Source organism: Rhizobium rhizoryzae, from assembly GCF_011046895.1.
Taxonomy (GTDB): domain Bacteria; phylum Pseudomonadota; class Alphaproteobacteria; order Rhizobiales; family Rhizobiaceae; genus Neorhizobium; species Neorhizobium rhizoryzae.
On the sequence record NZ_CP049250.1, the window covers coordinates 2,941,037 to 2,957,399 of the forward strand.

At 55.4% G+C, this 16,363-nt stretch carries 11 protein-coding genes; all 11 read right to left on the bottom strand.

Annotation, left to right across the window (positions count from 1 at the left end; translation table 11 throughout):
- Positions 1–32: 32 nt before the first annotated feature.
- A complete protein-coding gene (dnaE, locus tag G6N80_RS20085; RefSeq protein WP_062552612.1) occupies positions 33–3,530 on the bottom strand; it encodes a DNA polymerase III subunit alpha in 3,498 nt (1,165 codons plus the stop codon).
- A 420-nt stretch (positions 3,531–3,950) separates the two neighbouring features.
- Positions 3,951–4,634: an ABC transporter ATP-binding protein gene (locus G6N80_RS20090; RefSeq protein ID WP_062552613.1), complete on the bottom strand. Its 684-nt coding sequence runs from the start codon at positions 4,632–4,634 to the stop codon at positions 3,951–3,953.
- Between the two features lie 9 nt (positions 4,635–4,643).
- On the bottom strand, positions 4,644–5,951 hold the full coding sequence (locus G6N80_RS20095; protein WP_165136292.1) for a lipoprotein-releasing ABC transporter permease subunit: 1,308 nt from the start codon (positions 5,949–5,951) through the stop codon (positions 4,644–4,646).
- A 41-nt stretch (positions 5,952–5,992) separates the two neighbouring features.
- Positions 5,993–7,315: a proline--tRNA ligase gene (gene proS / locus G6N80_RS20100; protein WP_062552615.1), complete on the bottom strand. Its 1,323-nt coding sequence runs from the start codon at positions 7,313–7,315 to the stop codon at positions 5,993–5,995.
- Positions 7,316–7,909: 594 nt separating this feature from the next.
- Positions 7,910–8,176 carry a DUF1467 family protein gene (locus G6N80_RS20105; protein WP_062552616.1) on the bottom strand — a complete coding sequence of 89 codons (267 nt, stop codon included), beginning with the start codon at positions 8,174–8,176 and terminating at the stop codon, positions 7,910–7,912.
- Between the two features lie 254 nt (positions 8,177–8,430).
- Entirely contained in the window at positions 8,431–8,835 is a 405-nt protein-coding gene (mce, locus tag G6N80_RS20110) for a methylmalonyl-CoA epimerase (protein WP_165136295.1), read from the bottom strand.
- Between the two features lie 100 nt (positions 8,836–8,935).
- Positions 8,936–10,606 carry a ribonuclease J gene (locus G6N80_RS20115; protein ID WP_165136298.1) on the bottom strand — a complete coding sequence of 557 codons (1,671 nt, stop codon included), beginning with the start codon at positions 10,604–10,606 and terminating at the stop codon, positions 8,936–8,938.
- 7 nt (positions 10,607–10,613) lie between these two features.
- Positions 10,614–11,384 (bottom strand): biotin--[acetyl-CoA-carboxylase] ligase, encoded by a 771-nt coding sequence (locus G6N80_RS20120; RefSeq protein WP_165136301.1) that lies wholly within the window; start codon positions 11,382–11,384, stop codon positions 10,614–10,616.
- On the bottom strand, positions 11,384–12,826 hold the full coding sequence (gene nuoN, locus G6N80_RS20125) for an NADH-quinone oxidoreductase subunit NuoN (RefSeq protein WP_062552620.1): 1,443 nt from the start codon (positions 12,824–12,826) through the stop codon (positions 11,384–11,386). Before nuoN ends, G6N80_RS20120 begins: the two co-directional genes overlap by 1 nt.
- A 19-nt stretch (positions 12,827–12,845) precedes the next feature.
- Positions 12,846–14,357: an NADH-quinone oxidoreductase subunit M gene (locus tag G6N80_RS20130; RefSeq protein ID WP_062552621.1), complete on the bottom strand. Its 1,512-nt coding sequence runs from the start codon at positions 14,355–14,357 to the stop codon at positions 12,846–12,848.
- Positions 14,357–16,357, bottom strand: coding sequence for an NADH-quinone oxidoreductase subunit L (gene nuoL / locus G6N80_RS20135; protein ID WP_165136304.1), 2,001 nt, complete (start codon positions 16,355–16,357; stop codon positions 14,357–14,359). The genes G6N80_RS20130 and nuoL overlap by 1 nt, the downstream gene beginning before the upstream one ends.
- Positions 16,358–16,363 lie beyond the last annotated feature (6 nt).

Consider the following 16,363-nt stretch of genomic DNA (forward strand, 5'->3'; position numbering starts at 1 on the left):
CAAAACCGCTGCACACTTTTGCGCGACATGCTTTAAACGACGAGTTCGACATCCAGGACACCAGGTGCAGTTTTCAGCGCCGCGGCAATTTCCGGGGAGATGCGATATTTCTCCGTCAGTTCGACCTCGATTTCCCGCTTGCCATCGTCCTTGACGACCACAAAGGAAACAAGCCCGTCTCCTCTCGCATTCAGGTGCTTCACGATCGATCTCAGGGGACTTGAGTCCTTGACGTAGACGCGAAGCGCCTTCTGCATCTGGATCGACATCTCCTCCAGCGACTGAACCGTCTGGATGCGCAGCCCGATCCCTTCCGGTCGCTCATCCGCCTGCACCGTAATCACCAGCGATTTTCCAGGCTCCAGCAGATCGCGATACTGGTTCAAGGCTTCGGAAAACAGCACGGCTTCGAACTGACCAGTTGCATCGGAAAAGGTGACGATCCCCATCTTGTTGCCAGTACGTGTCTTGCGTTCCTGCCGCGCGGTGACCGTGCCTGCAAGCCTGCCAGCCCCTGCCCCGGCTTTCACAGCAGCGGAGAACTCCGCGAAATTTTGAACGCGCATTTTTGCCAGCACCTGCGCGTAGGTATCCAGCGGATGTGCAGATAGATAAAATCCAAGCACCTGATATTCGCGCAGCAGCTTTTCAGACGCTGTCCAAGGGTCGAACGCGGGTAGAATGAGCTTCTCCGGTCCGGCGGCAGAGGAAGCGCCGAACATATCATGCTGTCCGCTGGTTTTGCCTTCAGCCGCCCGCTGCGCATAGCCAATGATCCGGTCCAAACCGCCGACAAGCTCTGCACGATCCTTGCCGAAACAATCAAACGCTCCAGCGAAGATCAGGCTTTCGAGAACGCGCCGATTGACCTGCTTGGGATCGATGCGCAGGCAGAAATCTTCCAGGCTGCTGAACGGCTTCTCACCACGTACCGCGACGATGTGTTCGACAGCGGCCTCGCCGACACCCTTGATCGCAGCCAGCGAGTAAAAGATGCAATTGTCACCCGTCTCGAACATTCGGAACGAGGTCTGAATGGACGGCGGAACAACCTTGATGCCGAGGCGCTGAGCATCCTGTCGGAAATCATTCAGCTTCTCCGTATTGGCCATATCATAGGTCATGGATGCGGCGAGAAACTCGACCGGATAATGAGCCTTCATATATGCCGTTTGATAGGAGACGATAGCATAGGCGGCAGCGTGCGACTTGTTGAAGCCGTAGTTCGCGAACTTGGCCAGAAGATCGAAGATAAGATCTGCCTGCGGTTTGGAAACCTCGTTCTTGATGGCGCCCTGAACAAAGCGTTCGCGCTGCTTGTCCATTTCCTCCTTGATCTTCTTGCCCATCGCGCGGCGTAGCAGATCAGCCTCTCCAAGCGAGTAACCGGACAGAACCTGAGCGATCTGCATGACCTGCTCCTGGTAGACGATAACGCCTTGCGTCTCCTTCAGCAGGAAGTCGATCTTGGGGTGGATGGATTCGATTTCTTCTTCGCCATGTTTACGCGCATTGTAGACGGGAATGTTTTCCATCGGTCCCGGTCGGTAAAGCGCCACCAGAGCAATGATATCTTCGATACAGTCCGGTCGCATGCCCAGCAGTGCCTTGCGCATGCCGACACTTTCCACCTGGAACACGCCGATGGTTTCGCCGCGCGACAGCATGTCGTAAGTCTTCTTGTCATCGAGCGGAATCGTGGCCAGATCGACATGGATGTTGCGTTTGGCGACGAAATCCACGGCAGTCTTCAGGACGGTCAGTGTCTTCAAGCCAAGGAAGTCGAACTTTACGAGTCCGGCCTGCTCCACCCATTTCATGTTGAACTGGGTGACCGGCATGTCGGAACGCGGATCGCGATACATCGGCACGAGTTTTGAAAGCGGCCTGTCGCCGATCACAATACCTGCGGCATGCGTCGACGCATGACGATAGAGGCCTTCGATCTTCTGCGCGATATCCAGCAGCCGACCAACGACCGGCTCCTTCTCAGCCTCTTCCCTCAGGCGCGGCTCTTCCTCAATGGCCTTCGAAAGCGGTGTCGGATTGGCTGGATTGTTGGGCACCAGCTTGCAGATCTTGTCGACCTGACCGTACGGCATCTCGAGAACACGCCCGACATCGCGCAATGCGGCGCGCGCTTGAAGCGAACCGAAGGTGATGATCTGCGCCACCTGCTCGCGGCCATACTTCTGCTGGACGTAGCGAATGACCTCTTCGCGCCGATCCTGACAGAAATCGATATCGAAATCGGGCATCGAAACGCGTTCCGGATTGAGGAAGCGTTCGAAAAGCAGCGAGAATCGCAGTGGGTCCACGTCTGTGATGGTCAGCGCATAGGCCACCAGCGAACCTGCACCCGAGCCTCGGCCCGGTCCGACCGGGATGTCATGTTGCTTTGCCCATTTGATGAAGTCAGAAACGATCAGGAAGTAACCCGGAAACTTCATCCTCTCGATGACCGACAGTTCGAAATCGAGGCGTTCGCGATAATCCTGCTCCGTATAACCGGCTGCCATTCCGAGCGCCGCAATGCGTCCTTCCAGTCCCTCCACGGACTGGCGACGCAGTTCTGCCGCCTCTGCGCGCTCCGCCTCCTCCGCATCACTGGCACCGCCGGTAAAGCGAGGAAGAATGGGCTTTCTCGTTTTCAGAACGAAAGAACAGCGGCGGGCAATCTCGATCGTATTTTCAAGCGCTTCGGGGAGATCCGCAAACAAGGCCTGCATTTCAGCACGGCTCTTCAGGCAGTGGTCCGGCGTCAGGCGGAAGCGCGTGTCATCGGAGACAATAGCGTTATGGGCGACCGCCATTAGTGCATCGTGTGCATCGTACTCGGTCTTGGACGGGAAGAACGCCTCGTTGGTCGCGACCAGCGGAAGATCATGGGCGTAAGCAAGGTCCACCAGCTTTCGCTCATGCAGCCTGCTATATCCCGTGTGTCGCTGCAACTCGACATAGAGCCTATCGCCGAACACTGACTTCAACCGGAGCAATCGTTGCTCAGCCTGGGAAACGTGCCCTTCTTTCAGCAGTGGGTCTATGGGTCCGGAACTGAAACCGGTCAGAGCGATGATACCGTCCGCGCCACCCTCTTCGAGCCACGACATCCGGATGTGAACGGCATGTCCCCCTTCACCACCGAGATAGGCGCGGCTAACGAGGTCGACCAACCGCTCATAGCCAACCGCATTGGCCGCCAGCAGTACGATTGATGGAAGCTTGACGAAGCCTCCGTTGCCACCCCGCTTTTCGTCCCCCTGATCTTCCATATCGATGGACATCTGGCAGCCGATGATAGGTTGGATGCCGTCACCGGTAGCCTTTTCGGCAAATTCCAGCGCCACGAAAAGGTTGTTCGTGTCGGTGATCGCGATCGCAGGCTGATTGTCCGCGGTCGCTTTGGCCAGAATTTTCTTGAGCGGCAGGGCTCCCTCCAGCAGAGAGTAAGCCGAGTGCACACGCAGATGAACAAAACCTGGCGATACCGCCGTTTCTGCTGTCGCCGTGTCGTGAACCTGATCTGCCATTTACCTGCCGTTCTGCCTCAAAGAGTCTCCTCCCAATTGTCGACGGAACGGTCACCAAAGTCCAGCAATGGAGTGATCAATCAACCGGAAAACGGCGTTCTGTCCTTACATGGACAAGACAATGACGCAGAGGCTGGCGAGAAAGGTCATCATCGAAGCAAATGCAGCAACATCCCGGAGCAAGTCAGTCATCACGCTCTCCCTTTCCGTTATGTTTTTAATTTGTTCTTTTTTTGTTCCTTCGTCAATAAGCAGAACATTCGCAGAACGCTTTTAGTGAATAAATTATGAGAGCGTGATGGAGAGCCGCCTGATCATCAATCGGGATAGCCACATACGGATACAGCATCCGATCAACCCGCCTAGCATTGCAGGCAGGTTGCGTAACGGCAAAATTTGAAAGAGCGGCTGGGAAACCGATTAGAACTCGCGGATCTTGCCACCTTCAATGGTGACGCGCCGATCCATCCTGCCTGCGAGTTCGTGATTATGTGTTGCGATCAAGGCAGCAAGACCGGACTGCCGCACGAGCGCTTCCAAGGCATCGAAGACGTAGGAAGCCGTTTCCGGATCAAGGTTTCCGGTCGGCTCATCTGCAAGCAGAATCAATGGTGCATTGGCGACGGCACGCGCAATCGCCACACGCTGCTGCTCACCTCCGGACAACTCGGCGGGGCGATGATCGGCGCGGTGGCCGATTCGCATATAGTCCAGCAGCTGCGCGGCCCTTTCCTTGGCTTCCTTGCGCGAAAGCCCAGAAATCAACTGCGGCATCATGATGTTTTCAAGCGCCGAGAATTCCGGAAGAAGATGATGAAACTGGTAGACGAATCCTATGTCGCCCCGGCGAATAGCCGTGCGCCTGTCGTCCGGCAATCCGCCACACGCTTCCCCGTTGATGTATATCTCGCCACCATCCGGATGTTCGAGAAGGCCTGCCAGATGCAGCAATGTCGACTTACCGGTTCCGGACGGTGCGACAAGCGCCACGATCTCTCCAGCACGCAGTTCGAAATCTGCGTTTTTGAGGATCGAGAGAACTTGCTCGCCCTGACCGTATTGACGGTCCACTGCGGCAAGCTTGAGAACGGTCTTTCGCGCCATGTTCCGATCCTATTCGTAACGCAATGCCTGAACCGGATCGAGCCGTGAGGCGCGCCAGGCGGGGAATATGGTGGCAAGGAAAGACAGAACGAGTGCCATGATAACGACAGACAGGGTTTCACTGAAGCTCATTTCTGCTGGCAACTGGCTAAGGAAATAGAGCTGCGGATCGAACAGGACCGTGCCCGAGACCCAGGAAAAGAACTGCCGAATCGACTCGATATTCAGACAAACCACGACGCCCAGAATGACGCCTGCGATCGTGCCAACGATGCCGATCGCGGCACCCGTCATAAAGAAGATGCGCATCACGGCACCTGAACTCGCGCCCATCGTCCGCAGGATGGCAATATCGCGTCCCTTGTCCTTCACCAGCATGATCAGGCCCGAAATGATATTGAGCGCAGCGACCAACACGATAAGTGTCAGGATCATGAACATGACATTTCGTTCCACCTGCAGCGCCGAAAAGAATGTCTGGTTGCGTTGGCGCCAGTCGGTCAGAAACACTTGCCGCCCTGCGGCTTCTTCGATCTTTGGTCGAAGCTCATCAACCTTGTCCGGGTCCTGCAGGAAAAGCTCGATCGACTGCACGATACCGTCAGCATTGAAATAGGCCTGCGCTTCGGCCAAAGGCATGTAGATGATGGAAGCATCGTACTCGGACATGCCGATCTCGAAGACGCCTGAGACACGGTAGGATTTGACGCGCGGCGTCATCCCCATAGGCGTTACGTCACCCTCGGGGGAGACGAGCGTAATTCGTTCACCGGCAGAGATGCCCAAGGACGCTGCCAGTCTCGAGCCAACGAGAACTCCGTCTCCTGTCGCAAATCCCGTCAGATCGCCAGAGCGGATATTGGTCGAGACCTCTTTCAGCTTTTCGAGATCTTCCGTTCGAATACCGCGAACGAGGGCTCCCGAACCTGCCCCCTGCCGGCCCGAGGCCAGGGTCTGCCCCTCGACAAGTGGAAGGGCCATAGTGATGCCGGATACGCCCGCAAATTTCTGCGCCAGTTGCGCATAGTCGGTTAGAGGCTTGTCTACCGGTTGAACAATCATGTGCCCGTTAATGCCCAGGATGCGAGAGATCAGCTCGGTGCGGAATCCGTTCATCACGGCCATGACGATGATGAGCGTCGCGACGCCGAGCATGATGCCGACAAAGGAAAAACCCGCAATGACCGATATGACAGTTTCCTTGCGCCGAGAACGCAGGTATCGCCACGCAACCATGCGCTCGAAGGCCGAAAAAGGTCCAGCAGATGGAGTAACGTCTTGCTGTTGCACTGCTTTGTTCGCCTCGGCCTTCGCCATGATTTCTCCTGCCCCTGAGACCGTCTGCCTGAAGTTGCGGTTCAGGCGGTCAGGCGATTCAGTGCCGCTTCGACTGTCATCGTTTCACGAGCACCCGTTTTCCGGTCCTTCACCTCGACCTCACCCGTGGCCGCGGAGCGCGGACCAACGATGAGTTGTACTGGAACGCCGATCAGATCCGCCGTCGCGAACTTGGTTCCAGCGCGGTCGTCGGTATCGTCATACAAGACGTCGAGACCGGCATTGGTCAGGCCGTCGTACAGTTGTCCACAGACCCGATCACAGGCTTCGTCACCCGCTTTCATGGTAATGACCATCGCGTCAAACGGCGAAACCGAAGCAGGCCAGATGATTCCGTTCTCGTCATGCGAGGCTTCTATGATGGCAGGAACAAGGCGCGTCGGCCCAATGCCATAGGATCCCATGTGGACAAGATGCTCTTTGCCATCTGGCCCCTGTACTTTCGCACCCATGGGTTCGGAATACTTGGTTCCGAAATAGAAAATGTGGCCAACCTCGATACCACGGGCAGACAGGCGGTCCCCTTCCGGAATGGCGTTGAATGCAGCTTCATCATGCATTTCTGAAGTGGCTGCGTAGGCGGATGTCCACTTTTCGAAGATGGCCTGCAATCCAGCGACATCGTCGAAATCAGTATTCTCACCAGGGATATCGAACTCGATAAAGCTCTTGTGCGAATAGACTTCCGATTCGCCGGTATCCGCGAGAATGATAAATTCGTGGCTGTGATTGCCGCCGATGGGGCCCGTATCCGCGCGCATAGGAATGGCGCGCACACCCAGGCGGGCAAACGTACGGAGGTAAGCTACGAACATCTTGTTATAGGAGTGAAGCGCACCTTCGCGTGTCAGATCGAAGGAATATGCGTCCTTCATCAGGAATTCGCGGGAGCGCATCGTGCCGAACCGTGGCCGGATTTCATCACGAAACTTCAGCTGAATATGATAAAGGTTCAGCGGCAGGTTCTTGTAGGATTTGACATAGGAACGGAAGATGTCGGTGATCATTTCCTCATTCGTCGGACCATAGAGCATGGGCCGATCCTGACGATCCTTGATCCGCAGCATTTCCTTGCCATAGGCATCGTAGCGCCCGCTTTCCTGCCACAACTCCGCAGACTGCAATGTCGGCATCAGCAACTCGACTGCGCCGGCACGATCCTGTTCCTGCCGCACGATAGCATTGACCTTGTCGAGCACACGCTTGCCGAGCGGTAACCAGGAGTAAATGCCCTGGCTCTGCTGGCGGATCATCCCCGCACGAAGCATGAGACGATGCGAGACAATTTCAGCCTCCTTGGGATTTTCCTTGAGGATCGGCAAAAAGTAGCGGGAGAGACGCATTGCGTTTTCCGTCGTTGTAAGCTGATCCCGAACGACAGGAATCAGCAATTGAAAAAAGCTAGAGAGTTGAGGGCTACATAGCGGTTTAGCGTGTCAATTGGAACCCGCCACGCTGGTCAAAGGCGCGTTCACACACAGCGGAAAAGTGGTGATTTGCAGCTACCCGCGCCACAATTGCGCCAGTTCTGTGACGAAAAGTATGACATATGCGTTATTGGAAAAAAATTATGGGAGTGTGTCAAAACTGTCAAAAAGGCTAGTGACAAAGCTCAAACGTTAAGCTAGGTTCGGCTCATAAAAGAGGCAGGGAGTTCAAATCTTTGCCAATCGCGGTCAAGTCTTGGGAGGATCAGATCTTAGGCGCGCTCGTACGCAGCCCCGGTAACGGTTGAAGATCACGCGAAACTTTGAACAAGGCGTTTTCGCCTTGTTTTTTTTTGCTTATTCGGTGCGTAATATACGCTCTACACCGGATCTTGCCGTCGTTTCTGGCGCTATTACAGCCCTTTCTATAGCGCGGAGCACTATGCGCCCCGCACCTCTCTCCTGTCAGAGCTCGACTGAATGCGGGCTTCTACCTGCAGGACGTTCCCGTCAGGTACGACCGAAATCCGGAACGATGCGCGGTAGAGAATTCATACTGAAGCCAAAATATGTCGACGCGACATACCATGCGCCATAAATCGCTGCTGAAATGACACTGGTCAGCAGAACAACGCGCGCGCCACGAAATCGAGCCGGGGCGCTTTCAACAGTTCCAAGCACCACTTCGTTTTCATCAGCCTGCGTTCTCAGCCCGATTGGCAACACCATGAACAGCACAGTCCACCAGATAATGAAATAGACTGCAAAGGCAGACATAAACTGAGTCACGGGGCCTCTCCTGATCCCTAAAGCAATTGCCCACCCGGATTGCGGCAGGCAGGCTAGTCTCCGCGCAACCATATCCATATTTGTTTGATTGCACAGGCGCAAACCAGTGAGCTTGATCGTAATGAAGCGGAGCTTTTATAGCCTCATCTCCGCAGACTTACCATTTCCCCGCTTAGTGTTCACTGCGTCAATCGGTCCATCTGCAGATGAGCCTGTCGCGCTTAGTGGTCGGCTGTCTGCGCCTAGACCTGTTCGAGCTCGATCAAGGTTCCCTGGAAATCCTTGGGATGCAGGAACAGTACAGGTTTGCCGTGGGCGCCGATCTTCGGTTCACCGGAGCCAAGCACCCGAGCGCCCGCTTGGCTCAATTGATCCCGCGATGCGAGGATATCCTGCACCTCGTAGCATATGTGGTGCATGCCACCGGATGGATTTTTTTCCAGGAAAGACCGAATTGGTGAATCGTCGCCAAGAGGCTCCAGCAGTTCAATCTTCGTGTTATCCAACTCCACAAACACGACGGTCACGCCATGCTCTGGAAGAGCCTGAGGCTGCGAGATTCGCGCACCCAACGTGTCACGGTAACTGGCAGCCGCGACACTGAGGTCCGGAACGGCAATTGCGATATGGTTCACTCTACCAAGCATCCATTTCCTCCGCCCCCAAAATCAATTCGGCACATCTCGGTCGATTTACGAGGCCCAGTCAAACCTTCTGGGCGTCGCCGTCGCTGCTTGCTGGCGCTAGTCAGGCTATCCGGTTCACGAAAACAGTGACCACAGGTTTCTTGCCCCAAGCGTTATTCGCTGCTGAACGAACGGAGCGGCGCACCGCCTCTCTCAGTGTATCCAGATCCTTCCGACGACTGCGCGGGATGCTTTCAACAGCTCCAAGTACAGCATCATAGAGCGTGTCCTCCATATCCTCGCCTTCGTCGTCAAATTCCGGAAGACCGAAGGGTACGACATCGGGATCGCCGATGAAATCATATCGCGCATCCAGCAAGACACTGACTGCAACATGGCCAACATAAGCAAGCTTCTTGCGATCGGATATGCCCATTTCGTCTACATCGCCGATGAGCTTGCCGTCCTTGAAAATCCGGCCATGAGGTGCGTCATCGATGACTTGAACCTCACCGGGCGCAAGGCGCAAGATATTGCCGTTTCGAACACGGGGCACGATCTCGATCCCGGCACCACGCGCCAAATCTGCTTGGGCCGTCAGATGTGCTGCTTCGCCGTGCACGGGTACAAGTACCTGCGGGCGAATCCACTCGTACATCTTCAGCAATTCGTTGCGACGCGGATGACCGGAAACATGAACGAGCGCCTGAGAATCCGTCACAATCTTGATGCCCTGGTCAATCAGGCCATTCATGATCTCGAGAATGGCCTTCTCGTTGCCCGGAATCGTTCTCGATGAAAAGACGACAGTATCACCGGCCGCCAAAGCCACGTGGCGCATCTCATCGCGGGAAAGTTTGGCCAGTGCCGCGCGCGCTTCGCCTTGGCTGCCGGTCAGGATGACGACCACTTTATCGCGCGGAATGTAGCCGTATTCATCCTCAGCGATGAACGGCTTGATGCCTTCCATCAGCCCGACGTCGCGGGCAACGTTTACCACCCTCTTCAACGACGAGCCAAGCAGGAGAACCTCACGACCCGCCGCCTCGGCAGCCTGGGCGATTGATCGTATGCGCCCGACATTGGAGGAAAAGGTCGTAATCGCGACGCGGCCTTCTGCCTGTTCGATAACCTGACGCAGACCTTCAGACACAGCCTCTTCCGAGGGAGAGACACCATCACGAACTGCATTCGTCGAATCGCACATTAGTGCGAGAACGCCTTCATCACCAATAGCGCGGAAACGGTTCTCGTCAGTGAGAGGCCCGAGCGAAGGCTCCGCATCAATTTTCCAGTCACCGGTATGAACAATGTTGCCGAGCGGAGTGCGGATCACAAGCGACATTGGCTCGGGAATCGAGTGGTTGACGCCGACCGCTTCGATTTCAAACGGACCGATGTTGACGCGGTCACCTGCCTTGAAGATGGTAATCGGGATATCTGCCCGCGTTCCTTCATAATCCCGCTTTGCCTCAAGCATGCCGGCGGTGAACGGAGACGCATAGACGGGCACATTCAAACCAGGCCATAGATCATTCAGCGCGCCGTAATGGTCCTCATGCGCGTGCGTGATAATGATTGCTTTCAACCGTTCACGCTGCTTGGCGAGAAAGGAGATATCCGGCAGGACCAGGTCCACTCCGGGCAATTCCGGGCCCGCGAACGTTACTCCGCAATCCACCATGATCCACTGGCGTTTCTCAGCCGGGCCAAAGCCATAAAGGGCTAGATTCATACCAATCTCACCCACGCCGCCCAGTGGCAGAAATACCAGTTCGTCCTGTTTCGCCATTACACTTTCATTCCGTTTCAAGAAGAAAAACATCGCCCGCAGCAATATGGTGCAGGCGGTTCTCGGTCTCCAGTATCAGAAGTCCATCATCATCGATACCGACAAACACACCATCCAAAGACCGGTCCGGCAAATTAACGCGGATCATCGTGCCTATCCCACATGCAGCAGACCGCCAGAAACGAGTTACCTCAGCCACGCCATGACCGTGATCCCAGATGTTCAAGATCTGAATCATCTCATCGAACAGATGCGTAAACACCTCTCCAGCAGAACTCGTAGCGCCCTGCTCTTGCAAAGAAGTCACGCCATAAGGTGCCGTTTCGGGACGATGACGAATATTGATCCCGATGCCACAGACAACGGCACGGCGGCCATCGGGAAGAATTTCAGCTTCGAGGAGAATGCCGCATGATTTCTTGCGCCCTATAAGAACGTCATTCGGCCACTTGATCTCAACAGCTTCTGCGGTCGCTGGCAAAACTCTCCGCAGCGTCCAGTGAACAGCCAGTGACACGGCGAGCGGAAGCGAGCTCAGGAGTTCAGGTGGTGAAGGATCAATCAGGAGGAGACTTGCGTAAAGATTACCGACTTCGGAGGTCCATGCCCGTCCACGACGTCCTCGGCCTGCGGTCTGGCGCTCGGCAGTAATCCAAAGTCCGGAGGCTTCGCCTTGACGAGCCCGCGTCAAACATTCCGTATTTGTCGAAGACACCTCGCCAAGTGCGAGGTGTCTGAAATTCTCGAGGGAGTAAGATCCCCCTCGTTCGTTGCGCATTAGAAGAACGCCTTCGCAGCAGCTTCTGCGGCAAGGCCGATCGGGCCGCCAAACAGCACATAGGCAGTGACGAAGAGACCCGAAATGCCAAAGACGAGTCTCAGTTCGCCGGCAGTCCGAGCGAACTCGCCGTTTGCTGCGTCGAACCACATGACCTTAACGATGCGAAGGTAGTAGTAGGCGCCGACAACTGAGGAGAGGACACCGATAATGGCAAGCGCATAAAGCTTCGCCTCGATCGCGGCAACAAAGACAAAGTACTTTGCAAAGAAGCCTGCCAAGGGCGGAATACCGGCCAGCGAGAACATGAGAGCCGTCAGAACCACCGCCATGAAGGGGTTCGTCGAGGAAAGGCCTGCCAGATCATCGACGCTCTCGAGAGCCGCACCTTCCTTCCGACGCATCGACATGATGCAGGCAAAAGTACCGAGCGTCATGACCATGTAAATCAGCATGTAAAGAGCGACGCCAGAAACGCCGGTCTCAGAACCGGAGGCCAGGCCTACCAGAGCATAGCCCATGTGTCCGATCGACGAGTAGGCCATCAGGCGCTTGATGTTCTTCTGACCAATCGCCGCGAAAGATCCCAGAAGCATGGACGCAATCGAGATGAAGACCACGACCTGTTGCCAATCCGCGAAAACAGGCATGAATGCATCTGTCACGATCCGCACGAAGATTGCCATCGCAGCAACCTTGGGGCCAGCTGCGAAAAACGCCGTGACCGGTGTTGGCGCGCCCTCATACACATCCGGCGTCCACATATGGAAGGGAACCGCAGAAATCTTGAATGCAAGTCCGGCCAGAATGAACACTAGTCCGAAAACAACGCCAAGCGACCGCGTTTCTGCCGTCAGAACAGCCGCGATATTGTCAAAGCCCGTATTGCCCGTGAAGCCATAGACCAGCGACATACCATAAAGCAGCATGCCCGAGGACAAGGCACCAAGGACGAAGTACTTCAAGCCAGCTTCCGTTGAACGGAGACTGTCACGATTGATCGCAGCAACAACATACAGTGCAAGCGACATCAACTCGAGGCCAAGGTAGAGAGCGATAAGGTCGTTGGCCGAGATGAGCAGCATCATTCCCAGCGTTGCAAGCGTCAGGAGCACCGGAAACTCGAACCGATCCAGCTGTTCCGACCGCGCGTTGCCGACTGTCATAATCATGGCCGTGATCGAACCGATCAGCGCGATGACTTTCATGAAGCGACTGAAGGAGTCGAGTACGAAAGCGCCTCCCCAGGCTTCGCCCTGCATTGGAGAAAAGACCAGCCACAGTCCGGCTGCGATCATGATTGCAACGGCAAGTCCCGTCACAGTCGGAGCAGATTTGTCACCAGAGAAGACACCGATCATGAGCAACGCAAGAGCACCAACCGCGAGGATCAGTTCCGGCGTCGAGATCTGCAGGCTCGTAATGAGAAGTTCAGCAGTCATTTGAAATCGTGTCCCCTTGTCAATGCACGACAAGTGCAAGTTTCTGCGCGGCCTGCAGGGCAGCGGAGTAGTTATTGAGCAGCAAATCGACGGATGCGGCAGTCGCATCGAAAACCGGTGCAGGATAGACGCCGAAGAAGATCGTCAGAACAACGAGCGGATACAGTATGATCTTCTCGCGTGTCGACAGATCGAGCAGCCCCTTCAGGCTTTCCTTTTCCAGCGCACCGAAGATCACCCGACGGTAGAGCCACAAAGCATAGGATGCCGACAAGATCACACCCGTCGCTGCAAAAAGCGCAACCCATGTATTCGCGCGGAACACACCGATGATCGTCAGGAATTCGCCGACAAAGCCGGAAGTGCCTGGAAGACCGACATTGGCCATGGTGAAGACCATGAACGCAACCGCGTATTTCGGCATGTTGTTGACCAGACCGCCATAGGCCGCGATTTCACGGGTATGGAGACGATCATAGACGACGCCGACACAGAGAAAGAGCGCGCCGGATACGATACCGTGCGACAGCATCTGGAAGATAGCTCCCTGCACACCCTGCGCGTTGGCCGCAAAGATGCCCATGGTGACATATCCCATGTGAGCGACCGACGAATAGGCGATCAACTTCTTGATATCGTCCTGCATCATTGCGACGAGCGACGTGTAGATGATGGCAAGAACAGACAGCGTGAACACGAAGGGAGCGAAGTAATCCGAGGCCAATGGGAACATTGCCAGGGAGAAACGGATGAACCCGTAACCGCCGAGCTTCAGCATCACACCCGCCAGGATAACAGACCCGGCGGTCGGTGCCTGAACGTGCGCATCCGGCAGCCAGGTATGCACCGGCCACATCGGCATCTTGACAGCGAAGGCCGCAAAGCAAGCAAGCCAAAGCCAGGTCTGCATTCCAGCCGGGAAGCCAAACTTCAGGAGTTCAGTGATATCTGTCGTGCCGGCCTGCCAGTACATCGCCATGATGGCCAGCATCATCAGAACTGAGCCGAGGAGCGTGTAGAGGAAGAACTTATAGGATGCGTAGACGCGATCCTTCCCGCCCCAGACACCGATGATGACGAACATGGGGATCAGGGTTGCTTCGAAGAAGACGTAGAACAAGACGATGTCGAGCGAGACGAACACGCCGATCATCACGACTTCCAGAAGCAGGAAGGCGATCATGTATTCCTTGATACGCTTCTCGACAGATTCCCAGCTTGCCAGAACACAGAATGGCATGAGGAACGTTGTGAGGATCACGAACAGCATTGATATGCCGTCGACACCCAAATGATAGGCGATCCCGGTGTTGAGCCATTGATGCTTTTCTACCATCTGGAAACCCGGATTCGAGTTGTCGAACCCGATCCAGATCAGCAGAGACACCAAAAAGGTAACGACAGTCGTCCAGAGGGAAACATTCAGGATATTCCGGCGGCCGTGAGGACCGTCTTCCCGCGTCAAGAGCAGGAGAACGACACCAACGAGCGGCAGAAAGGTGACCGTTGAGAGAATCGGCCAATCGGTCATTAGAGGGAACTCCCGAGCATCATCCAGGTGACGAGCGCAGCAATGCCGATGAGCATGGCGAACGCATAATGATAAAGATAACCGGACTGAAGCCGGACAACACCGCGCGTCACATCCATGACGCGTGCCGCGATGCCGTTAGGTCCATAGGCATCGATGATACCCACGTCGCCGCGCTTCCAGAGGAAACGACCAAGCGCCTTGGCAGAGCGGACAAAGAGCAGGTCATAAAGTTCGTCGAAGTACCACTTGTTCAGCAGGAACTGATAGAGAACCCTGTGCTGCTCAGCCAGACGCTTCGGTGTTTCCGGCGACTTGATGTACATGAACCAAGCGGTAACGAAACCCGTCAGCATGGCAACGAATGGGCTCCACTTCACCCAAAGCGGTACATGGTGAAACTCTTCGAGAATTTCATTCGTCGGCAGTGTGAACAGGGCACCCTTCCAGAACTCGTTGTACTCGTGCCCGAAGAAGTACCCTTCGAAAACGACACCTGCGAGGACCGCACCAACCGTCAAGAAGGCCAAGGGCAGAAGCATGACAAGCGGTGACTCATGGACATGGTGCATGACATCCGAGGAAGCCCGCGGCTTTCCGAAAAATGTGAGAAACGCCAGACGCCACGAATAGAAGCTCGTGAACAACGCGGCAATAACAAGCAGTGTGAAAGCGAAGCCGGACACAGCCGAATGCGAGGCATAGGCCGATTCAATGATGACGTCCTTGGAGAAGAAACCGGCGAAACCGATCATCGTCCCCGGGATACCCACGCCTGTCAGAGCAAGGGTACCGATCGTCATGGCCCAGAATGTGTATGGAATATGCTTCCGCAGCCCGCCCATGTAACGCATGTCCTGCTCGCCATCCACAGCGTGGATCACGGAACCGGCGCCCAAGAAGAGAAGGGCCTTGAAGAAGGCGTGCGTGAACAGATGGAAGACAGCAGCACCATAGGCACCGACACCCAGCGCAACGAACATGTAGCCAAGCTGCGAGCAGGTCGAATAGGCAATGACACGCTTGATGTCATTCTGCACGAGACCGACCGTTGCCGCGAAGAATGCCGTGATCGCGCCGATGATCGTAACAACCGTCAGTGCATCTGGCGACAGTTCAAAGATCGGCGACATACGAGCAACGAGGAAGACGCCAGCGGTGACCATCGTAGCCGCATGAATGAGCGCAGACACGGGGGTCGGCCCCTCCATGGCGTCCGGAAGCCATGTGTGCAGAAGAAACTGCGCGGATTTACCCATGGCGCCCATGAACAGAAGCAGGCAGACGCCTGTCAGTGCATGTGCTTTATCCAGATGCATGCCGAACAGGTTGATGACTGCCTGGTTGGCATCTGCTGAGCCCGCAGCCGGAAGATAGGTCGGCGCCGTTGCAAAAATGGTCTCGAAATTGATGGATCCGAATAGAACGAAAACACCGGAAATACCGAGCACAAAACCGAAGTCGCCGACGCGATTGACGATGAACGCCTTCATGGCGGCTGCAGACGCAGAGGGCTTCTTGAACCAGAAACCGATCAGCAAGTAAGAGGCCAGACCAACACCTTCCCAACCGAAGAACATCTGAGCCAAGTTGTCAGACGTTACCAGCATGAGCATCGCGAAGGTGAACAATGAGAGGTAGGCGAAGAAACGCGGCCGATGCGGATCGTGGTGCATATATCCAATGGAATAGATATGCACGAGTGTCGAGACAGAATTCACGACCACGAACATGACCACGGTCAATGTATCGATCCGGAAAGCCCATTCGAAATCAAGACCGCCGGACTGAATCCAACGCAGGACGGTTACCTTGATCACTTCATGGCCTTCGCCATGAGCAAGCCCGACCTTGAAGAATACGATCCAGGACAAGATCGCCGCAACGATCATCAAACCACTTGTGACGTACTCAGAAGCCTTCGCACCGATGGAGCGGCCAAAGAGGCCAGCAATCAGAAAGCCGATCAGGGGAAGAAAGACAATAGCCTTGTAGATCATAACCCG